Origin of the sequence: Zobellia russellii (assembly GCF_018728565.1) — a bacterium.
GTDB lineage: Bacteria > Bacteroidota > Bacteroidia > Flavobacteriales > Flavobacteriaceae > Zobellia > Zobellia russellii.
In genome coordinates, this window is sequence record NZ_JACSOI010000005.1 from 125,899 (window position 1) to 148,619 (window position 22,721).

A 22,721-nucleotide genomic window follows, 5' to 3' on the forward strand; every position below is an offset into this window, starting at 1 on the left:
CTTTTTACCTGCCAAAACACCTTAAAAACGGTTTAATTTCAACCCTTTAAAAAAAGGCAAAATTAACGGTAAGTGGTTCAAAATAAAGACGTAGCTTCGCCGCTTCAAAAATTGGGTCTATGAAACGCATTAGTCAGTATAAGAAGTTGTTCGGAATTGAAAAGGAGATTGATCTTAAGACACTTAAGACCACCTACCGTAATTTGGTAAAAGAATGGCATCCGGATAAATTTCAGGAAGGGGACGCTAAGCGCGAAGAGGCAGAAGTTAAAAGCCGAGCTATTATTGACGGCTATCACTTTTTGGTGAGCATTGCTCCTGAAACCATAGCGGCCAACCTTGATGCCTATACGGAAACCATTACCAATTCCGGTATAGCGGACTATGTTCACAAAGGTATGTTGTTGGAGATTACTTTTATGGATGGTACCACCTATGAATATTTTGGAGTAACCAAATCCGTTTATATTAAAATGGTAAATTCCAATAAATTGAACCGTTTTGCCAAGCGTAGCATTTACCCAAAATACATTTACAGAAAATCCAAACGTACGCTACAGGAAGCGTAAACGTTATTTTTATACAATTTCAAAAGGGGGCTTAATTCTAAAGCCCCTTTTTTCAATTAAATAGTACATCTTTTAATACCTTTCTGGGGCTAGCTGTACTTATCTTTGTTTAAATCCATTTTATGTCTACATCATTTTCCGATTTAGGAATCAACGAGCAAGTACTTCAAAGCTTAACCGATTTAAAGATTTCCGTTCCTACGGATATTCAGAAAAAGACCATTCCCATTCTTCTGAAACAGAAAGAAGATGTAGTGGCATTGGCCAAAACGGGAACCGGTAAAACAGTTGCTTTTGGTTTGCCTTTGCTTCAGTTGATTAATACCGAAAAAACAGAGGTGCAGGCCGTAATTCTATCACCCACCAGGGAATTGGGGCATCAAATTTATGAGAATTTGGTTTCTTTTGCAGCGCACAGTCCTGCTATTTTCACAACTTCGGTTTGTGGTGGCATACCCATTAAACCTCAAATAGAACGTCTTAAGGAACCTACCCATATAATCGTGGCCACCCCAGGACGGTTAATCGATTTGATTCAGCGCAAGGCCGTCAGTATAAAAAAGATAAAGTTTTTAGTATTGGACGAGGCCGATGAAATGGTAACCGCATTAAAGACCGATTTGGACAAGCTTGGCGAGGAAATGCCAAAATCCAGAAGAACCTTATTGTTTACCGCAACCATGCCCGGCACCGTAAAGCAATTGGTACAGAACTATATGTCTAAACATGTAGTGCACATAGAAGCGGATATGGCGCAGATGGGCAACCAAGGTATTGACCACAAATATATCGTGGTAGAGCCTATAGAAAAGTTAGAGGTGCTGCTTCATTTTTTAAACACCAAGGAAGGGGAGCGTGGCATTATTTTCTGCAAAACAAAAGCGGCCGTTAATAAATTGGCCAAAAAGCTGGCCATCAACAAATTTTCTTCAGGGTCCATACATGGTAGTCTAACCCAGGGGATTAGAGACCGCATCATGGGACAATTTAGGGAAGGTCATATAGACATCCTTGTTGCTACGGATTTAGCGGCGCGCGGTATTGACGTAAAAGAGATTTCATATGTGGTAAATTATCACCTGCCGGATACTTATGAGGCCTATGTGCATAGAAGCGGACGTACCGCTAGGGCAGGGGCAAAAGGACTTTCCCTAAGTATTATACAGGAGGAAGAGCGTAAGGACATACCGGAATTTGAGGAAGAATTGGGACTGGTTTTCAATGAAATGAAGAAACAGGATGCTCAAGATAGGGAAGAGACCAATTTGACGCTTTGGGCCAAACGCGTTTTCAAGACAAAACCCAATCGTAATGTATCCGTAGAAACAAAGGATAAGATAAAGACCATTTTCCATCATTTAACAAAGGAAGAACTGATAGAGAAGGTATTGGCGGATCATATTGTACAAATTACTCCGGCCACTCCAAAATTGGAATCCCTAAAAAAATAAGCAGCCATGTCCAATACAATTCGTACGCAAGGGGATATTTTAAAGAAACTGGGGATTCCAAGTCTTAATCCCATGCAGGAGGAAGCTTTATCGGTCATCGGTAAAAATAAAAACACCGTGCTGTTGTCACCCACGGGAACAGGCAAGACCTTGGCTTTTTTATTGCCGCTACTGGAAACCTTAGATGCGGAATGTTCGGAAATTCAAGCATTGGTACTAGTGCCGTCACGTGAACTGGCGATACAGATAGAACAGGTTGTACGTGATATGGGCTCTGGTTTTAAAGTAAATGCGGTATATGGCGGAAGACCCATTTCCAAGGATAAAATAGAATTGAAACATACCCCAGCTATATTGATCGGCACGCCCGGAAGGATTGCTGATCATTTTGGGGGAGACCGATTTTCAAAACGAGACATCAAAACTTTGGTTTTGGACGAATTCGATAAATCTCTGGAAACAGGTTTTGAAGGAGAAATGAGCGCCATCATCCAGCAACTTCCCAATTTGGAAAAGCGGATTCTTACTTCCGCCACACAAGGCGTTGAGATTCCTAAATTCGTTAATTTAAGTAATCCGATGGTTGTTGATTATCTGGATTCAAAAAAAGAATCTAAACTGGCTATCAAAACAGTTGTTTCCCCAGATAAGGACAAGCTGCAGACCTTGTTGGATTTGCTATTGCATATTGGAAATCAGCCCGGAATTATCTTTTGCAATTACAAGGACAGTATTGAGCGGGTAAGCACATTTTTGAATAAAAATAAAATCAACCATACTTGTTTTTCAGGAGGTATGGAGCAAAGAGATCGAGAGCGTTCCTTAATTAAGTTCAGAAACGGCACCTGTCAAGTTCTTGTTGCAACGGATTTAGCGGCTAGAGGAATAGATATTCCCGAAATGAAGTATATTATTCATTATGAACTTCCCAGGGCTATAGAAGAATTCACGCATCGTAACGGCAGAACCGCTCGTGTAAATGCCAAGGGTACAGCCTATGTTTTAAGGTCTAAAACCGAATTTATACCGGAATTCATTAAAGATGTGGCTACGGTAGATATTTCTAAAAAAGCAGCCTTTCAACCTCAATATTGGGAAACCCTCTTTATTTCAGGTGGGCGAAAGGACAAAATTTCCAAAGGGGATATTGCTGGTCTGTTTTTTAAACAAGGTGGACTCAACAAAGACCAGTTAGGGATTATTGAACTAAAACAGGACTGTGCATTTGTTTCCGTTCCCGTGTCCCTTGCCGATAAACTGACTAAAAAATTGAACAATTCCCGTTTAAAGAACAAGAAAGTTAGGGTAACGGTGCTGTAATTCCTTCTTTTTTGTAATGCTAAAACTGCTCTTAGTTCAACACAAACGCAACGTTTCTAGGGGGTTGGGGGCGAAGTGGGGAAAGGATAGAAAGGTGCCGTGATAATAAGTTGAAAATAAGTGAATTAAATTGCCATTACTAAAAAAATTGGCGTCATCTTTGTCCTTTAATAAGCAGTATAAATTTTTAATTACATTACAATGAGTAAAGGAACAGTAAAATTTTTCAACGATACCAAAGGTTTTGGTTTTATCACTGAAGAAGGCGTTGAAAAAGATCACTTTGTACACGTTTCAGGTTTAGTAGACGAAATTCGTGAAGGCGATGAAGTTGAATTTGATCTACAAGAAGGTAAAAAAGGCCTAAACGCAGTAAACGTAACAGTATTATAATTCTATATATACTTTAAGTTTTACAAAAAGCCCATCTTAACGGATGGGCTTTTTTTATGGCCAAAAATGCCATCAATATACACTCCTAGATCAAGAGAACTGTTTTAAGTTTTTCATCTATAAATACGGCATTTATGTAGTGTAAAATGTAGCGTACGTATATATCTTTTCCCTTTTGCCATAGGTGAATGTACTTTTGCGCTTATATAAATTTAAAACACAAAACCATGAAAAAAGTAGTAGCATCATTTGTACTTATAGCCGTATTGGCCAGTTGTAACAGTGTTAAGAACGTAAATACGTCCACTGCATCTCAGGCGGCTTCCTTATTAAGTTCATTAAGTTCTAACTCAACGGTGCAGCAAGTGGCTAGCTTGTTCAGTTTGTTGGATACCGATAATAATAGTGCTATAAGTTCTACAGAGGCTATGGGTTCGGTTTCAGAGAATTTTGACACTTTGGATACTGATAATGATTCAAGCCTAAATCTTACCGAATTGGAAGGTATCTTGGCTTTGCTGAAATAATATTTGAGTTGAGTTTAGTATAAAAGCGTGGTCCTCGGATTGCGCTTTTTTCTGTCTATAAAATTCTAATGTTCGTAGATAAAAATAGCCAACTCGTCTATTATGTCCCAAATATGGGCTTTTCAAGTTAAACCAGGCTCAATAATTGTTGTCTTAGTATCGAATGATTAAGTGAAAGTTTAACTTTTAAATGTATGACTCATGAAAACAAATACTAAAAAATATTATGCATTAGCGCTTTTAATAATCGGATTCTCTTTTGTGGCAAATGCCCAGACCCGCAAACGAACCACTACAAAAACTACGATTACAAAAACGGTAGCAAACAACACACCACGTAGGGTGTCCAGTAAAAAAGTGGTTTACAAAACCCCAAAGAAGAAAGTGGTAGCGGTAAGAACGGTACCTAATAAAAGGGTGGTAAAGTACCAAGGTCAGAATTACTATTATGCCAATAATAGGTTTTACACTTCTTCCAGAGGTCGTTATATTCCAATTGCACCTAAAATTGGTTTTAGAATAAGCTCTTTGCCAGTAGGGTATAATAGAGTCAGGTATAACAATCGAGTGTATTTTAATGTTGGGGGCACTTTTTATACAGAAGTGGGTAATGAATATGAAGTGGTAGAACCGGAAATTGGTACGGTAGTTTATGAATTACCGGACGATTATGAAAAGGTAACTATAGACGGTCTTAACTATTACGAGTATGCCAATGTACTGTATGAAAAAATACAGGTTAATGGTACCAGAGCTTATGAAGTTGTAGGTATTATCGATATGGAATAAATAGGGGAATAGTACCTTACGAAACAATACGCTTGTCCTTTAGACAGGCGTTTTTTGTTCGCGTGTGATCCTGTTTTTCTTAACGGACAGCGAATCTTTGTTTTTGTGGAATTTAAGTGCAACGGTACAAATAAAGGTGTAATTTCGCGCGGCGTAAAATAGTGTTCGGTTAGTGGGATGCTAAAGAAAAATAGGCGGAATGAAGAGTGAAGAATTGCAGGATAATCAGGAGGTTTCTTTAGACGAGGTAAAACAAGCCATAGCCGTTCTAGAGCGATTGGTAGCGAATACCGATCAGATATTTGAAATTCCCAAAGCGCAACGTACCGCCTTGATCAAAGCTTCTGGGCAGTTGTCCCGCCCCAGTAGGGAAGAGTTTTCGCGCAGAAAGAAAGATGCTAAAAAAGCGGCAAAGCGTAAACAGGCAGCAAAGGATAGAAGTGCACGTAACGAAACTGGAATTCGGTATGCGCGTGAGGCTTCGGTATTTGTAGCGCCAAAATTATTGGCTGCGGCCGACTTGGCCCAAAAGGACACGCCCGAATTGGAATCGCCCCGTGATTGTTATGTCTGCAAGGCCAAATTCACCAAACTCCACCACTTTTATGATACCATGTGTACAGATTGTGGAGACCTTAATTATGCCAAACGTTTTCAAACGGCCAATGTTAAAGGGCAAGTAGCGGTTATTACCGGTTCCCGACTTAAAATTGGGTATCATATTTCATTAATGTTGCTCCGTGGAGGTGCAACCGTTATTGCTACGACACGTTTCCCTGTAGATTCTGCATTACGTTTTTCAAAGGAAGAGGATTTCATGGAATGGGGACATCGCCTGAAAATACACGGCTTGGATTTAAGACACATTCCCAGTGTGGAAATATTCTGTAATTATATTGAGCAGAATTATGAAAAACTGGATATTCTCATTAACAATGCAGCCCAGACGGTACGCCGTCCTGCAGGGTTTTATGCCCACCTTATGCAGAATGAGGAACGCCCGTTTGAATCCCTACCAAAGTTTGCACAAGGAGTTCTAAAGGACCATATAAATTGTCTGGAAGAACTGAATACGTTAACTACTGCAGCTTCTTCCAACAAAAATATGCCGGTTTCTTGGCACGGTCCCGAGCCTGGCATCGGGTTACGGTCCTCTGCGAAATTATCTCAGATTCCGTATAGTTTTGATGCAAGCTTGGTGGCACAGGAAGTATTTCCGGAGAGTCAGTTAGATGCCGATTTACAACAAGTAGATTTACGGAAGACCAACAGCTGGCGTCTAAAATTGGGTGAAATTGAAACCACCGAAATGGTAGAGGTGCAACTGGTGAATTCCGTGGCACCTTTTGTTCTTTGTAACCGACTTTCGGAAGTCATGAAAAAGGAAAACACGGGACAAAAGCACATTATAAATGTAACTGCTATGGAAGGAAAGTTCCATCGGTTTTTTAAGGAATCGCGTCACCCGCACACCAATATGGCCAAAGCAGCCTTGAATATGCTTACCCATACAGCTTCCGGGGAATTGGCAAAATATGGCATTTATATGAACGCCGTAGATACCGGTTGGGTTACGGATGAGGACCCTGCGGAACTGGCCAAAAGAAAGCAGGAAGTACACGATTTTCAGCCGCCGTTGGATATTGTTGATGGTGCCGCTAGGGTAGTAGATCCGCTTTTTGATGGTATCAATACCGGAAAACACTGGTGTGGAAAGTTCTTAAAGGATTACTTTCCTATTTCTTGGTAATAGTTTTTGGTTTAAGCCTTTACGGTTCTGGAGTGCTCCATAAAGTGGTTCTCTAAACGCTGTAATTGTGGATGTGGTTTTTCGGCGTAAATGACAAACTGACTTTTCTTGATACTTGCCGCCATGGCGATCAGGCCTGTGGATTCTTTTTTGTTGGATAGGAATTCGGCATCGTCCACACTAACTATTTTCAGTTCGGAAATACTTACTCCGTTGGTCAAAAACAGGTTGTGCAATGTTTTTGGGGTGGTAATCAGAATATCTATACCCAAGTATATTTCAGATTTTTGCACGTCAATATGCAATTGTTCGTAACTGGCATATACACGTAAAGAGGTGTATTTGGTAAATTCAATAAAGGTTTGGTACAACTCCAATACTTTTTCTTTGCTTTCAACCATAACCACTGCTCGGGGTGCGTCTCCTACGGCTTCACATTTTAGTTTTTGCAAGGTGGTCAACACCAAAGTGGTGGTTTTTCCGCTGCCTTTTTTAGCAAAGGCAAAGACATTGATGCCACTTTTTATTACGGGAATGCTACTTTTTTGAAAAGGGGTTGGTGCTTCAATCTCCAATCGCTCTAAGTTCTCCAATAAGTGCTGGTGTAATTTTTTAAATGGCATACGCTATAGCTACTAAAATTATGGTTTTCAAAGAAACCGGTTACAAATGCAAAGATAGGCACAACACCTTAGGTTTGAATCTTATTTTTGGTCGCATTTATAATTTTAATTAATATATTTATCACCTGTTTTACTAGTACTACATATAAATTCGGGTCTTAAGCTAAAGACTATGCTCCACTTGAGGGCTGCATTGAAGTGTCTAAACTTTAATGTGCGGATATGTTCTTTCGAGATATAATCACAAAACTTTAAATTGTAAATCAACTGGATAAAAAACCAATTGACATAGCCTGTACCTTAACTACTTCGTTTGGGTAAGGCGTAAATACTAGTGTGTTAAAATGTATGACAAATCATTAATAAGCAGGGATATAGAGCTTTTCTATACCAATGCATCCGAAGAGACCCGACTGGATAAGGGAATGGGAGTCTTTGAATTTGAACGTATAAAATCGTTAATTGAAAAGTATATTGAAAACCCCAAATCTACGATAGTGGATGTGGGCGGTGGTACCGGAAAATATTCGGAATGGTTGGCCAAAAAAGGACATCAGGTACACATGATAGACCCGGTTCCCAAACATATATCCTTGGCGGAAAATAGGTCTCATAAACTGAAGAACAAATTTTCGGTCCGTTTGGGCGAGGCCAGAAAACTGGATTTCCCTGATAATTATGCAGATGTAATTATTCTGCACGGTCCGCTTTATCACCTACAGGAAAAGAAAGATAGGGTAGCGGCCATTTGTGAGGCTAAAAGAGTGTTAAAAACGGGCGGTGTATTATTGGGCTTCGCTATAAATTATTCGGCAACAACGCTGGTAGGGCTTTTAAACGGACTCATTCACAAACCAAGCTTTTTTGATATGTGCAAGGAAGAACTACAAACGGGTATCCATAACCCACCTGTGGATTTCCCTTGGTTGCTGACGGAAGCCTACTATCACAGACCGGAAGAACTAAAGGCCGAATTCATAGAACAAGGATTGAACTATATAAACATACATGCCGTGGAAGGCATGGTTTGGCTGGACAAGGATTTTTTTGGCAGTTTGGCCAATGAAAAAAAGAAAAATAATTTGTTGCAACTGATGGACCTAACGGAGAACGACAGTAATCTGTTAACGTTTAGTCCACATATGATGATAGCGGCTAAAAAATGATACAAGGGAAAACAGGGGTGTTCTAATTATATTCCCTAGGAATATAAAATTTAGAACCCTCACAACGAACTATTGAAAAAATCCAATGCCAATTGCAATGTTTTGTCATGAATGTTTTTTCTGTTGACGTTGGGGTGGTCAACGGCTATTTCGGGTACTATTTCCTTCCCTAGAGCTGTAGATTCATTTAAAAACACATAGTGCCCAACGTTTTCATCAAAAAGATACATTTTACTGGTGCTAATCAATTCATTGTACTTTTTGGCATTGGTACCTACAGGTGCTACTGAATCTCCCTTTCCGGCAACAATAAATATTGGAGCTGTAATTTTATGGGTCTGCTCTTTGGAATGAAAGCCGAATCCTATTGCCGGAGCCATTACAAAAAAGGCCTTTATCCTATCATCTTTTACTAGATTACGGTATTGGTTGTAGGACGAAACGATAAGGTTATCATTTTCATAATCTATAATTTCATCCGTATCCGGGAATTCCGCTGGCAATTCCCGCTCTTCGGGTTTTTCATCTTCGGTTACGGTTCTGTCAACATAGCCACCCGCCAAAGCGATATTGGTGTAACCACCCAAGGAAAAACCCACGCCACCAATTCTAGTCGTATCTATTTTTGTCCCCATTTCGGTGTCCTTGAGAACTTCGGTCAGCACATATTGAACATCAATGGCCCTTTCCCACCATTTTACGAATTCCCTTGGTATCTTGTTGAAAGTAGAATTCCCATAATGGTCTAGTGAAACCACTACGTAGCCTTCTTTTACCATTTCTGCTATGAACCAAGTGAGAGAAAACCTATTCCCTCCAGTTCCGTGAGAGATAACAAGTAACGGGAATTTCTCATCAGGAATAGTGGCATTTGCTACTGTTTCTATATTTTTAAAAAGTTCCTTTGGATTCTCTTTTGGCTCTTTATGAATTAAAGTATCTAGAGTGGGGTACCATATTTCAGCCGGTAACGGTCTGTCTCTGGATTGATCGACAAATGTTACGGATCTTTGACCGATGCTATATCTTTTTTCTTTTTGTTGACTACAAGAGGTTAGTAGGAGTACGATTAAGACAAGCAGTGGTGTATTTCTCATGGGTTGGTCATTTGTTTCGCCTTAAAGACGAAACTAACCAAGGTTTGTTACAGTATTTAAAATTTGAGCTTTCACTACTTTAAGAATTTGGGTCCTTTTGAAAATACCGTTCCATCTAATCCGCAAATGGGGAAATACTGTAGGCTAACGAGCTCAGGTAGCATACAAGATCAAGAACACCCCGATCATAATGCCGGCCAGGGGAACCAGTTTCTTGCGTTTGTTCTGTTCCTTAAAGATGAGTCCGCCTACCACTACAGCAATGATAATCTGGCTCCTTTTAATGGCGGAAAGCAACATAATTAATGCATCTGGGTCTTGAAGTGCCTTAAAATAGAAGTAATCCGCTATTTGCAAAAGTATACCCACCAAAGGAATGGACCACCGCCATTTGAACGCTTTGCGCTTTTCCACATTCGGGAACCAGGTAATGCTTAAGATAACCAACAAAATAAGAATGGTATAAAAGCAGAACCAGAATTGCAGCGTTTGTGGGTTCAGGGTCAGGCTCTGTATCAGGAATTTATCGTACAGTCCGCTGGAAGCCCCTAAAAAGGTAGCGCCTATAATGGCGAAAATCCATTTATTCCTTTTAAAGTGAATGCCCTCTTTTTTCCCGATTCTGGAATACAGCAATACCGAAAATATAATCAGAAAGAAACCGATCCATTGCCAGCCGTTGGGCTTTTCCTGGTAAATGGTAATAGCACCGATAAAGGTGAAAAACGGACCTGCAGACCGTATGGGCGTAACAATGGTAATGGGCAAATGCTTTAGTGCTTGGTAGGCCAATAGCCATGAGGCTGCCATGATAGCGGACTTTATAAAGATAAACCCATGGGTTTTTAGGGGCATATCCGTGACGTACAATTGCAAATCCAGCATTTTGGCGGGAAACCAAATAGAACCCAAATAGCAAGGAAGCAGCAATAGAAAGCTCGAAGAAATCGTACCCAAAAGCACCGGGAACACCTCGTTGCCCTGAACGGCATGTTTTTTAAGCAGGTTGTGAAACCCTAAGAATAAAGCGGCCAGAAGCCCAAGATACATCCACATAGCGGGCGCGAAGATATTGGTTTTTTAGGGTTTGTTCCGCATGGAATACGCCGTATTTCAAAAAAAGTGAACCCAAAATGTAACCCGTATTAAATTTGGCTGTGGTTGGGTACGTGTTCCTGTAAATTGGTATTGGGTATTACGTCTTTCTGTAATCGTTCACGTATTAAATTTATATATTTATTCACTTCAAATCAGCAATTCATAGAACCAACCAATTCATGTATAAAATCTTATCGTTAGACGGTGGTGGCAGTTGGGCCATAATTCAATTGCTCACCCTCAGGGACCGCTACGGAAATATGAACGGCCATGAGGTGCTCCGTAAGTTTGACCTGGTCATTGCCAATTCCGGGGGAAGTATTGTTTTGGCCGCATTGGCCGAAAATTATACCATAGACAAAGCCATTAGTTTATTTAAGGCGAAGGAAAACCGAGAGCGTATTTTTCATAAGAACGCCTTTTGGGACCGCTTTTTTCCGGTAGATTATCTGCGGTTTGTGGGTATTGGTTTTGGCCCCAAGTACAGCGCTACCAAAAAGAAGGAAGCTTTTGAATATTTGTTTCCAGAGATAGATAAAGTGCAGATGAACGAGCTGCCAAAAATAATAGGCAAGGAATCCCTAAAAATTGTGGTCTGCACCTATGATGCGCTAAACAATAGGGCCAAGTTTTTCAAGTCCTACGCGCTAACGCCTTCCCGTTATGATTCCGTGCGGCTTACACAGGCCATTAACGGTTCTTCCAATGCTCCGGTACAGTATTTTGATTTTCCTGCGCGCTTCAAGGCCAAGGAAAGCGGCGTTTTCTTTGAGCTTTGGGATGGTGCTTTGGGCGGTTTTAACAACCCTATTCTGGCCGGGATTATAGAAGCTTATAAATTGGGTATAGACCTAAAAGACATACAGATAGTCTCTTTGGGCACCAGCAACCCTTTAATGTCTTCGGATACCAAGGAAAACTTTTATAATTGGAGGTTGGACTCGCAAAAATATAGAAGAAAGAAGCTGTTCCTACACAAGTTTAAATCACAAGTGAGTTTCTTTATGGAAACCGTTTTTAACCAAGCCAAGACCATTTTATATCAACCGCCGGACACCGCCAATTATATGGCCATGATGTTCTTTAGAGCCGCAACGGGCAAGAATTTGAACGATAGCATCATACGGTTATCACCATTGATTCATTATGACGATAAACTTTCTACGGAAGCCGTACCGCTCATAAAACAACTGTATGCACTGGATATGGACCTGACCAAAGACGCGCAAGTAGACTTGCTCCTACAATGTTTTGACGCATGGAAAGCCGGAAAAATCTACAACCAGCCTATAGAATTTGAGGTAGAACGCAACAATGACCTGCTTTTTCTTTCCGGTGACCGATGGTATCAGGATGGAATGAATCGGTGGAGGGAGTGGGAGAAATAATTAGGATAATTAAATTCAAGATGAATGATGTTTTTATTTGATATTTATTACGTTATCTTGTAGTTTATTACATGTTAAAAAGTAGAGTTGTAAATAGAAGTTAATCATAAATCATTTATTCAAATTGCTAAAAACTTATATATATGCAGAGTGGTTTTTTTGCTTATGGATCACAAATAGCTTCTAGTGGTGAAAGCATAGAAGAAGCGATTAAAATAATTAATAATTCAGATAATGAAATAAAAATTACTTCTTGGGTTGACTTAAAAATATCTGGATCTTTAATAATTTCTAACATAATATCTGCAATTGATCATTGTGATTTTTTCTGCGCAGATTTGACGGGTTTAAATGATAATGTTTTATTTGAATTAGGTTATGCTTTAGCTAAAAAGAAACCTGTTTTTTTAGTAAATGATACTTCCCATCGGGATTCTTCCAGAAAATTTAAAGAATTAGGACTTTTGACAACGATTGGATTTTATAATTATTCCAATACAAATCAGATAGTTGAAGGCTTTTATAAAATGGCTCCATATGATCCAGTTGATAAATATTGGGATGAATTAACCTCTACATTGCCTAAAGCTTTTGATCAAAAAGCAGTTTTGGTCTTAAATAGTCAGATTGAAACAAATTACAATTTGGAAATTTCTAATCTTTTGGGCTTCTATAAACTACCTAGTATTATAGATGATGCTAGCGAAAGTATTGTACAACCAATAAGTTGGTATATAGAAAAATTACATTCAGTACCAGCTGTTTTGGTGCAATTTTCATCTCAAGCTAGGGCAGGTTACGAAATTCATAATTCAAAATGTGCTTTAATTTCAGGTATGGCATTGGGCTTAGGGCTTAAACTTCAGATGATTGCGGAAAAACCATACAGTATTCCTTTGGATTTTAAAGAGTTATTGAAAAAATTCAGTAACCGCAAAGAATGTTCTTTATATGTTGGTGATTTTCTTAATTCAATACATGATGAAATTGCTGAATTATTGATTAACAATGATATTAAAGTAAAAGAACGGAGGAATAGGAGTGAGTTACAAAATATAAATTTCGGTGAGGCTATCGCAGAACATGAAAGTAATCATATATATAATTATTATGTGGATACATATCATACTCAACAACTTATTAAAAATGAATACAATATCGTTATTGGACGAAAAGGTTCAGGTAAGACTGCAACTCTTTATTATCTAAGTGAAGATTTATCTAGGGATGTGAGAAATAACATAATTCTTATAAAACCAGTAAATTTTGAAGTAGATGGGCTTATATCTTTGATAGAAGAGTCTAATAGTGAATTTGAAAAAGGTTTTCTAATTGAAACTATTTGGAAATTTCTTATTTATACTGAGATTGCTAGATTCTTGTACTTAAAAATTAAAGACAAAGCACTTTATGCAATACAACCTTCTGAAGATGAATTTATGTCTTTCATTGAAGAAAACAAAGGTGTATTTCTTACAGATTTTTCTACTCGACTAGAAGAACAAATTAAAATTTTGAAAGAAAATAATATTAAAAGTATTGGAGCAGGAAATAATCAAGCATTTAGGTTGAAGGTTTCAGAATTATTACATGAAGGCTCAATCAGTATTATGCGAAATCATTTTACCGCAATAGTACCTAAAAACAATAGACTTATAGTTTTAATAGATAACTTAGATAAATCGTGGCGTAAAGATTCAAACATTGGAATTTTAAGTAAATATTTACTTGGGTTACTTGGTGTTTCTGGTAGAATTTTCAGAGAATTGTCTTATGTTAAATCTAAAGGAATTAAAATTGATTTTCATTTAACGATATTTTTAAGAAGTGATATTTTTAAACAGATTATAACGTTTGCGAGAGAACCTGATAAAATTGAAGTATCTAGGTTGAAATGGGAGGATCCCGAAATTCTTTTCAGAATTGTGGAAGATCGGTTTATCAATCTAAGTAAAGGAAATTATGTTAAATCAGATCTTTGGGCAAATTTTCTTCCAGCTAAAATTAATTCAATAGATACTAGGGAGTTTATAACATTAAATATATTACCTAGACCACGTGATATTATCTATTTTTTTAAAACATGTAAGGATACTGCCATATCAAGAGGGCATTTTAGGATTGAAGAAAAGGATTTGATTGATGCGCATAAGGACTATTCTAGTTGGGTGTTTAAATCTGTACTAGTTGAAAATGGCGTTACGTATAAGCAAATGGAAGATTTCATGTACGAACTTATGGCAAGTTCAAATATTATCTCTAGACAAGAAATTATTGGAAAAATGAAAAATTCGGGTATTCCAGACCCTGATTTGGAATCTGCTGTCGATAGCTTCATTGATCATTTAGTAAGTCTCACAATAATTGGAAGAGAAACAATGAGGAATATTTTTAGTTTTGAATACGATGTTAATAATGCAAAAAAAATTAAGGTACTTGCTAATAAGTTAGATTCAAATCGTTTTGAAATACATAAAGCTCTAACTCCATATTTAGAGTGTAACATAAAATCATAATATCAATCCAGAAATATAGCTGTATGAGCAGCTTATTTTATATAAATATTTCCGTTTAGGTTCAACGTATTTCATAATCAGCGTTTATTCATTTTAATCCCTACTCATAAAACTCCGCCACCTCATCCAAAGGTTTTCGTTCAATATCCGGCACGTATGTGGGCGATTTTGGATATCCCACAGGAAGCAACAAAAATGCCCTTTCATTACTGGGCCGGTTGAGCAACTTGGCTAGAAAATTCATAGGGCTAGGGGTGTGGGTCAAAGTGACCAGACCGGCGTTGTGTATGGCGGTAATGAGCATGCCACAGGCAATACCTACAGATTCGTTTACGTAGTAATTGTTTATTTTTTCGCCTTCATCGCCAAGGTCATGTACCTTTTTAAACACCACGATCAACCAAGGGGCAATTTCCAAAAAGGGTTTGTGCATGTCCGTGCCCAGAGGTTCTAATTCTTTTTTCCAACGGTCGCTCATTCTACTTTCGTAACTTTCTTTTTCTTCCGCTTCTGCAGCTTCTCTAATTTTAGTTTTAAGTGCAGGGTTGGAGACCGCACAGAACGTCCATGGTTGTTTATGGGCGCCAGAAGGGGCTGTGGAGGCGGTTTTAATCAAGTTTTCTATCACTTCTTTAGGAACCGGAGTAGCTGCATATTCCCTAACCGAACGGCGTTGGTCCAACAAGGAATAAAAAGCTTCACTTTGTTTGGTCAGTTCTTCTGGAGAAAGTGGGTTTTCTTGATAAATAACGTGCGGGTGACCGTTAACGGTAATATGGGATGGAGATGACATGGTTCTGAATGCTATTTTAATATCGCGTTTGACCCAAAGGTATCGATTTTTCAGAAGTTTGCGCGCGCCATTTTTTGGGGCAATTGAATCTTACCGTACGTTCGCCTTCCTCCGTACATCAAAAAAAAGTCCGACGTATAGTAGTCGGACTTCTCATAATGCTATTTATGCAATTCTAAAGATAAGCCTGAAGAATATCGGTCTTTCTGCGGTTTCTAAGGATTCTAATGGCTTTTTCCCTGATCTGTCTTACACGCTCTCTGGTAATATCAAAGAGTTCACCAATTTCGCTCAGGCTCTTTGGGTTTCGCTCACCAATACCGTAGTATAATTTGATAACCTCACTTTCCCTATTGGGCAGTGAACTTAGGATAAGGTCAAGGTCTGTCTTTAGTGAATCGTTCATCATATTGGCATCCGGACTGGTGGCATCGGTAGATTGAATTACTTGATACAGATTGGAAGATTCCCCCTCTTTAAAAGGCGCATCCATAGACAAATGTTTTCCGGAATTCTTTAAAGCCGTTTTTACCTGTGTGGCGCTCATGTCCAATTCACGGGCAATTTCCACGGCACTTGGCGGTCTCTGGTGCGATTGTTCCAAAGAGGAGTACACCTTGTTTATTTTACTTATTTGGCCAATTTTGTTCAAGGGTAACCGTATCATACGGGAGTGTTGCGAAATGGCCGATAATATAGCCTGTCTGATCCACCATACGGCATAGGAGATAAATTTAAAACCACGTGTCTCATCAAAACGTTTGGCGGCTTTTACCAGCCCTATATTTCCTTCGTTAATAAGATCTGAGAGCAGTAGTCCGCTTCCTTGGTATTGTTTGGCGGTAGAAACTACAAAACGTAAATTGGCGTTTACTAATCTATTTAGGGCAACCTGATCTCCGTTACGTATTCTTCTAGTGAGCTCTACTTCCTCATCTGCAGTAATCAATTCTATTTTTGATATTTCTTGAAAGTACTTTTCTAAGGATTTAGTGTCTCTATTCGTAATTTGTTTCGTGATCTTCAGTTGCCTCATATATTTTGATTTATTTTTAATTCGTTACTATATAATACAATTTTTATTGCATTAATCCTAATGATTTTACGGATAATATGAATATTTTTCAAACAAAATGAAGTCACGCATCAATTTTAAAGAATACTACATGAAGTTCGCGGTTCCTAACGAATTGTGCCGAGTATAAAACGTAAAAAAGGCTACCCGAGAAGAAACCGGACAGCCTTTTTATATATTTATGGATGGAATTTATTCTTCCTCTCCGCCAGAAAGTACATCTGCCAATTCCAACTCCTCGTCCATGTCAAGGTTTACGGGAACCGAATTTTTTAATGCGGTGAATTTCTCCAAACGCTCCATTTCATCTTCTTCACCTGAAAAATAAGGGAAGACATCCATTATAGGCGATTCCGATATGGCGGGAATGGTATATTCTCCCATGGTATCCTTCATAACGCCCACCGTATTGTCATACGCTTCCTTTACATCATTGGCCTGTACCAACAAATATTGGTTGGTTTTGCGTTCCTTGCCGCTTTCCTCGTCAAAAGCAATTAAAGATACCCTGGATTTGAACCAACGGTCCGAATTTTCAAAAGGGTGAATTTCCGCATAATTGGCCACTTTAATATTGGTGATCTTTATTTCATCCGTATCACTTAAATACACGGACATTTCTTCCGTAATTCTGCTCTCGGCCTCAGTATAGGAAATAGCATCTACCAAAAAAGGTTCTGTCTTTACCTTTTGTGTTCCCGATGTTTCGTCTAGCTTTCTATATTTTACTTTACACTCGTACCACGTTGCACTCATAACTTTTTCTTTTAGGGGAGCCAAATATAGGGGTAAGCATTAGCCGGTAAAATCAAAAAAGGGAATAGATATTCACAATTTCAAGTTCCGTTTTACACCCCTTTAAGCATGAGGGAGTTAGAGATTTAAGTCCGTACGATTTTCCCAATAGTTAGGTCTATTGAATATCCTTGTTTAGAAGAATGAGGTCTTTGTCCACAAATTCCTTGAACGAGTTTTCAGAGGAATGCCCCAGAAAGGGAACGTAAAAATGGGTCTTGACGGCATTACGCCAGACCATGGCATAGGTTATGCCGCTGCTTCTAATGGCCTTGTACAAGTTTTCCGTATACCAATCTGGTTGTGGTAAGTTCTCTAGACCGGTTTCGGTAAGTGCAAAAAGCATGTTCTTTTCCATGGCGATCCGCTCAACGATTTTTAGGTTATGAATCGCCTTCTGTAAAAAGCCACCGTTTTCAAAATCATAGACATCAATACCCAAAAGGTCTACATAGGCATCACCGGGATAGTTTTTTAAATACTCCTCCCTACGCGAAAATTGATTGGGCGCATAGATGTACAGTAAATTATGAACATTGTAATCTTCCGTAAGAATAGTAACCGTGTCCCGGAACAATTGTTTAAACTCCTCTGTAGTTCTTAGGCCTTCTCCCCAAAAGAAAAAATCGCCGTTCATCTCGTGCCACGGTCTAAATAGTACCGGAATTGGGTTTCCGCTGGAATCTTTTAAATCGTTGAAAAATAGGGCCAAACGCTCCATATGCTGAAGAAACACTTTACGATGCGAGCCATTTTCCAACATTTGGGTTACTGCGGGAACCTTACTAAACGAATTTTGCCTTGTAATAGGATTGCTTGCATGCCAGGAAATGGTTATGATGCTTCCGTTTTCATGGGCCTTTACAATAAATTCCTTTCTGAAATCCCTGAAGGAAAGATTGGGATTTAATGGATCATTAAACTCTAAGCTTTCTAAATCAAAGCCAATAACGGCGGGGAAATCTTGGGCAATAGCACTAAAATCGCTTTCCAGGCTATTGGGGTCAAACGCTTCAATACTGCCGCCAATAGCTTCTTGTTGACCAAAGGCGATACCCTGCTGTGTTATGGACCGTAACCGTGTGTGTAGGTCTTTTGCTTCTTGAACCAAGTTGGGGTCCGCAAAGGACACCTCACCAACTACTTCTGCCGGAACGCGTATGGCATTCGGGTCAAATAAATTATCATCGGTAGTACAGCTGGTAAAAAACAATACACTGAAAACTACGACCACCAAACCCTTATTCATCAACGCTTTTTTTGACTGTGTCGTGAAAAGAAAGCTAAACTAACGGGGAAAGGCTCTATTTTCGCTAGAAAGTACTGATTTTCTAGAGTAGGTTTTTGGTTTCCAAGGTTTCTTGGAGCCTATTGTGGTTCTCCCAAAACCGATCTTCTATTTTTTGCATTACGGATTTATATTCGGGATGCTTTTCTAAAGGCTCAATCACCGGATCCAATTTCATAAACAATAAGATCCAATATTGATAATGGTTTTTGTCGGCAAATTCCCTGAGCTGGTCAATAGCCAGATTCAGTTTTCCCTCATGGGCATATCTCACGGCCATACTGGCCGGCTTATAAATGGATTGATCTTGCTCACAGTAGTCTACATACAATTGAAAAAACCGGGAAGCTTCTTTGGTAAGTCCCATTTTTTCATACACTACGGCAAGTTTAATATCTTCTTGGGGGTAGATTGCCAATCCTTTTGTTGTTCTAATTTCATCAAACCGTTTGTAATAGTGATAAGCACTGTCGTATTCCCTTTTAAAATAATGCAACTTGGCGGTTTCCTGTAAAATATCCAAACGGGCAGGGTCTTTTTGCAATTCCCTTTTAATATGGGTAAGGGTTTGTTGCAAATCCCTGTCTCTAGCATACAAAATATAAGCCTTTACATAAGGTGCGTAGTAATTTTGCGGGTCAAACTGTAGAGATTTTTCTATATAGCTTAAAGCCTCTTCCGTAAAGCCCGATTGAACCAGGGCGTTGCCCAAATTTAGATAGATGTAACTCTTTCCTACGGAATCATTGGCAGCAATATCCAATTGAATTCCCTTCAAGGCATACTCCAGATATTTTCCGGTATCGGGAATTAAATTGGAATAGAGAAGCGCCAGCATCTGTACCACCGCCGACGAATTTGGATTGTATTCCAAGGCTTTTTGAAGGTGGGGCACAGCCAAACGATAATCGCCAGTATGTTGATAGTAAAGGGCTTTGGCAATAAGGCTTTCAGTGAGTTTAGAATCGTACAAAAGTGCCTTATCAGCGTAGTTGTTAATCTTTTCAGTGTGCTTCTTTTCCTTTTTATAAAGGTCCAAATAATAGTAGGTAATGGCCAGATCGGCATAGACCAAGGCAAATTCAGGATCCTCTTCCAGAGCTTTTTCAAACAAGGGAATAGCTTCTTGTAAGCCTGCTTCCGTTCTTTGTATAAAAGGTTCTTGAGCCTTTAGAAAATAATCATATGCGACAAGGTTATCGGTAGGTTTTTTATCGATTTGTTCCCATTCCGAAGGGGTAACATTGGCCTCAACGGCGTTGGCGATTTTTTTGGCCACTTCGTTCTGCAGGGCAAAGATGTCTACCACCTCGTGTGTATATTGTTGTCCCCAAATACGGGAATCGGTAGCGGCATCTATCAACTGTATGTTCAGCAGTACCTGATCGCCCACTTTCTGTCCGCTGCCCTCCACAATATAATTGACCCCTAAATCAGAGGCTATCTCTCCGATGTTCTTATTGGAATTACGGTATTTTTCTACCGACGTACGGCTAACCACCCTTAGGTCTTCAATCTTCTGCAAGTTCCCCAATGCCGCCTCCATCAGACCGTTTACGAAATAGAGATTGGTAGAATCGCTGCTCTCGTTTTTAAAGGGAAGTACCGCAATTGATTTTTCAATTTCTGGAAGCGCTCTCTTTTGGGCTTCAGAAGAACTTCTTTTTTGAATTACTAAATAGAGAAAGACCAGCAATAGGGGAATTCCTATCACCCCGACCCATTTGTATTTTTGCAAAAAGGAAGGTTGGTGGATTGTTTCTTCGGGTGGAGCGAGTGCCTCGATGGACTTTTTTCCCACTTCCCCAGGAGGGCAACCATAAGCCTCCCTAAAGCATTTGATAAAATAGGAAGTACTACCAAAACCCACACGATAGGAAACCTCGGAAACTGTAAGGTCGGAATCCTTCAACAACTCCATCGCCTGCTGTAGGCGTATCTGCCTGATAAACTGACTAGCAGATAGCTGAGTCTGTTTTTTACATTTCCGCAAAAGGTTGGACCGGCTCATGTGCATGGCTGCTGCCAGTTCCGACACTCCAAAATGCTCATCGCTCAAATTCGCTAAGACCAAGGCTTCGGCCTGCTTGGTAAAAGGACTTTTTTTAAACGGGTCTGGCATGGTATTTTTTTGGTGGCTGGCCATTGGTTCAAACAAATATAAATGAATACGCGCCAAGATAAAAATAAGGGAGTTGCGTCATAGTTTATAGGGTTGCATCATAATTTTTATCGCTTCCGCAAGGCTTATATACATTGCTCCATAGGTGATTAGTACTGCGTCAGCGTTCGATGGACCTTTGAAACATCAAATAAAATGTTGAATCACTAAAAAGTAAAATCATGAGAAAACAAGAAAACCGTCCCGCTAAACAAATGAGTTATCTACTGCTTATTATTGCCATGTGCTTAGCCGCTTGCGGACAACAAAAACAGAAAGGCAATGATCAAGCGATAGCCAAGACCGAAGTAAGCGCACCGGATATTCCCCTAACACAGGCCGTGATAACTGGTAACCTAGAAGCTGTTAAACAGCATATTGAGGCCGGTACCGGCCTTAACGAAAAAGATGCCCTAAGTGGGGCGACCCCTCTAATCTCGGCCATAACCTTTGATAAAACAGAGATTACCGCGGCCCTTATCGATGCCGGTGCCGATCTTGAAATAAAAAACAACGACGGTTCCACCGCCCTTCATGTAGCCGCATTTTTTGGTAGGGTAGAACTGGTACAGTTACTAATGGATGCCAAGGCCGACAAAACGGCCAAGAATAACTATGGGGCCACTGCCCGGGAAACGGTCTCCGGACCTTTTGAGGACATGAAGCCCATCTATGAAATGATGCAGCAGCAATTGGGGCCTATTGGATTGGACCTAAACTTGGCCGAACTGGAAAAGGCACGTCCTGTCATTGCAATAATGCTACAATAACCTAATAACCATTAACCATTCAAAAAACGACAGTCATGAAAACCGTTAGACGTTACGATATAGACTGGCTAAGGGTCATCGCCATAGCCTTATTATTGATCTACCATATAGCCATTGTTTTTCAGCCCTGGGCCATGATCGTTGGTTTTGTACGCAGCGAAAACGCCCTTGAAGGATTATGGGTACCCATGACCATGCTCAACGTTTGGCGCATTCCAATCCTGTTTTTTGTATCGGGAATGGGACTCTTTTTCGCCATGCGAAAGCGCAACTGGAAACAACTGATTGGCGAACGTACCCAACGTATACTTATACCCTTCCTGTTTGGTATTGTGGCTATTTCACCCTTGCACATGTATCTTTTTCAAGCGTTCTACAAACAACCTTTAAGTTACTACCCCCATACGGGCCACCTGTGGTTTTTGGGCAATATTTTTATTTATGTCCTTCTTTTTCTACCTGTTTTTCTTCTATTGAAACATCGTGGAGGAAGGCTTAAAAAGCTATTGGAGAAAATTATGGGTAACGCGGTGGGGCCACTGATCGTCTCTTTGTTCTTTGTACTGGAGGCCATTTTGGTAAAGCCACAGATTTATTCGCTCTATGCCGAAACCTGGCACGGCTTTTTTCTGGGAGCCCTAGCTTTCTTTTTCGGATACCTGTTCGTCTATATAGGCAGTGCGTTCTGGAACACCTTGAAAAAATGGAAATGGGCCTATTTGGCACTGGCTGTAGGCTTGTACACCCTGCGACTAATATCAGATCATATGGAAGCCCCTGGCTATTTGATGGCCATGGAATCTACCTGTTGGATATTCGGTATTTTCGGACTCGTGTTCCACTACCTTAACAGGCCCAGCCGACTATTGGAATATTTAAGCAAGGCGGCCTACCCAGTGTATATTATCCATATGTTCGTGCTGTATTTGGGGGCTTGGCTGATACTGCCCTTAAACATACATCCTGTCTTACAGTTCATTGCCATTACCGTTTTTACCTTTACGACCTGTTTTATCCTCTATGAGTCTTTGATTCGTAGAATTGAGGTTTTGCGCCCTTTGTTCGGACTACGAATGGAAAAATGGCCAAAGGAAAAATCATTGGAAGGTAATCCTACGTCAAAAGAAGCCAGAACTTATCCATAGCTGAGAA

At 39.7% G+C, this 22,721-nt stretch carries 20 protein-coding genes; 12 read left to right on the forward strand and 8 right to left on the reverse strand.

Going from position 1 to position 22,721, the window contains the following annotated elements; translation table 11 throughout:
* The first annotated feature begins 119 nt into the window (after positions 1-119).
* The 7 genes from H9565_RS13235 (at position 120) to H9565_RS13265 (ending at position 6,799) form a co-directional block, all read left to right on the forward strand.
* Positions 120-569 carry a KTSC domain-containing protein gene (locus tag H9565_RS13235; RefSeq protein ID WP_215440368.1) on the forward strand — a complete coding sequence of 150 codons (450 nt, stop codon included), beginning with the start codon at positions 120-122 and terminating at the stop codon, positions 567-569.
* A gap of 122 nt (positions 570-691) precedes the next feature.
* Positions 692-2,020, forward strand: coding sequence for a DEAD/DEAH box helicase (locus H9565_RS13240; protein WP_215440369.1), 1,329 nt, complete (start codon positions 692-694; stop codon positions 2,018-2,020).
* A 6-nt stretch (positions 2,021-2,026) separates the two neighbouring features.
* On the forward strand, positions 2,027-3,340 hold the full coding sequence (locus H9565_RS13245; RefSeq protein WP_215440370.1) for a DEAD/DEAH box helicase: 1,314 nt from the start codon (positions 2,027-2,029) through the stop codon (positions 3,338-3,340).
* A gap of 201 nt (positions 3,341-3,541) precedes the next feature.
* Positions 3,542-3,733 (forward strand): cold-shock protein, encoded by a 192-nt coding sequence (locus H9565_RS13250; protein WP_194527301.1) that lies wholly within the window; start codon positions 3,542-3,544, stop codon positions 3,731-3,733.
* 227 nt (positions 3,734-3,960) lie between these two features.
* Positions 3,961-4,260, forward strand: coding sequence for an EF-hand domain-containing protein (locus H9565_RS13255; protein ID WP_215440371.1), 300 nt, complete (start codon positions 3,961-3,963; stop codon positions 4,258-4,260).
* A 201-nt stretch (positions 4,261-4,461) separates the two neighbouring features.
* The gene (locus H9565_RS13260) at positions 4,462-5,049 is read left to right on the forward strand and encodes a DUF6515 family protein (protein WP_215440372.1); all 588 of its coding nucleotides are present in this window, start codon (positions 4,462-4,464) and stop codon (positions 5,047-5,049) included.
* 199 nt (positions 5,050-5,248) lie between these two features.
* A complete protein-coding gene (locus H9565_RS13265; protein WP_215440373.1) occupies positions 5,249-6,799 on the forward strand; it encodes an SDR family oxidoreductase in 1,551 nt (516 codons plus the stop codon).
* Positions 6,800-6,810: 11 nt separating this feature from the next.
* On the opposite strand, the gene H9565_RS13270 is transcribed toward H9565_RS13265, so the two are convergent.
* Positions 6,811-7,422: a DEAD/DEAH box helicase gene (locus tag H9565_RS13270; protein WP_215440374.1), complete on the reverse strand. Its 612-nt coding sequence runs from the start codon at positions 7,420-7,422 to the stop codon at positions 6,811-6,813.
* A 344-nt stretch (positions 7,423-7,766) separates the two neighbouring features.
* Between H9565_RS13270 and H9565_RS13275 the strand changes: the two genes are divergently transcribed.
* A complete protein-coding gene (locus H9565_RS13275) occupies positions 7,767-8,588 on the forward strand; it encodes a class I SAM-dependent methyltransferase (protein WP_215440375.1) in 822 nt (273 codons plus the stop codon).
* A gap of 59 nt (positions 8,589-8,647) precedes the next feature.
* Here the strand turns inward: H9565_RS13275 and H9565_RS13280 are convergent, their stop codons facing one another.
* The gene (locus H9565_RS13280) at positions 8,648-9,685 is read right to left on the reverse strand and encodes an alpha/beta hydrolase family protein (protein ID WP_215440376.1); all 1,038 of its coding nucleotides are present in this window, start codon (positions 9,683-9,685) and stop codon (positions 8,648-8,650) included.
* 153 nt (positions 9,686-9,838) lie between these two features.
* Positions 9,839-10,741 (reverse strand): EamA family transporter, encoded by a 903-nt coding sequence (locus tag H9565_RS13285; protein ID WP_215440377.1) that lies wholly within the window; start codon positions 10,739-10,741, stop codon positions 9,839-9,841.
* Between the two features lie 221 nt (positions 10,742-10,962).
* Between H9565_RS13285 and H9565_RS13290 the strand changes: the two genes are divergently transcribed.
* Both H9565_RS13290 and H9565_RS13295 read left to right on the forward strand, forming a co-directional pair.
* Complete coding sequence (locus tag H9565_RS13290; RefSeq protein WP_215440378.1) at positions 10,963-12,171, forward strand: patatin-like phospholipase family protein; 1,209 nt, start codon at positions 10,963-10,965, stop codon at positions 12,169-12,171.
* Positions 12,172-12,314: 143 nt separating this feature from the next.
* The gene (locus H9565_RS13295; RefSeq protein ID WP_215440379.1) at positions 12,315-14,687 is read left to right on the forward strand and encodes a nucleoside 2-deoxyribosyltransferase; all 2,373 of its coding nucleotides are present in this window, start codon (positions 12,315-12,317) and stop codon (positions 14,685-14,687) included.
* A 100-nt stretch (positions 14,688-14,787) separates the two neighbouring features.
* Here the strand turns inward: H9565_RS13295 and H9565_RS13300 are convergent, their stop codons facing one another.
* From H9565_RS13300 to H9565_RS13320, 5 genes are all read right to left on the reverse strand, one after another.
* Positions 14,788-15,480, reverse strand: coding sequence for a nitroreductase family protein (locus H9565_RS13300; protein WP_215440380.1), 693 nt, complete (start codon positions 15,478-15,480; stop codon positions 14,788-14,790).
* Positions 15,481-15,655: 175 nt separating this feature from the next.
* Positions 15,656-16,516 carry a sigma-70 family RNA polymerase sigma factor gene (locus H9565_RS13305; RefSeq protein WP_215440381.1) on the reverse strand — a complete coding sequence of 287 codons (861 nt, stop codon included), beginning with the start codon at positions 16,514-16,516 and terminating at the stop codon, positions 15,656-15,658.
* 231 nt (positions 16,517-16,747) lie between these two features.
* A complete protein-coding gene (locus H9565_RS13310) occupies positions 16,748-17,311 on the reverse strand; it encodes a DUF4494 domain-containing protein (RefSeq protein ID WP_215440382.1) in 564 nt (187 codons plus the stop codon).
* 157 nt (positions 17,312-17,468) lie between these two features.
* A complete protein-coding gene (locus H9565_RS13315) occupies positions 17,469-18,599 on the reverse strand; it encodes a glycoside hydrolase family 26 protein (RefSeq protein ID WP_215440383.1) in 1,131 nt (376 codons plus the stop codon).
* A gap of 82 nt (positions 18,600-18,681) precedes the next feature.
* On the reverse strand, positions 18,682-20,760 hold the full coding sequence (locus H9565_RS13320; RefSeq protein WP_215440384.1) for a helix-turn-helix domain-containing protein: 2,079 nt from the start codon (positions 20,758-20,760) through the stop codon (positions 18,682-18,684).
* 221 nt (positions 20,761-20,981) lie between these two features.
* Here H9565_RS13320 and H9565_RS13325 point away from each other — a divergent pair, with 221 nt between their 5' ends.
* Together H9565_RS13325 and H9565_RS13330 are read left to right on the forward strand one after the other, a co-directional pair.
* Complete coding sequence (locus H9565_RS13325; protein ID WP_246560616.1) at positions 20,982-21,569, forward strand: ankyrin repeat domain-containing protein; 588 nt, start codon at positions 20,982-20,984, stop codon at positions 21,567-21,569.
* Between the two features lie 35 nt (positions 21,570-21,604).
* Positions 21,605-22,714, forward strand: a complete 1,110-nt coding sequence (locus tag H9565_RS13330; RefSeq protein ID WP_215440385.1) for an acyltransferase family protein — start codon at positions 21,605-21,607, stop codon at positions 22,712-22,714.
* Positions 22,715-22,721 lie beyond the last annotated feature (7 nt).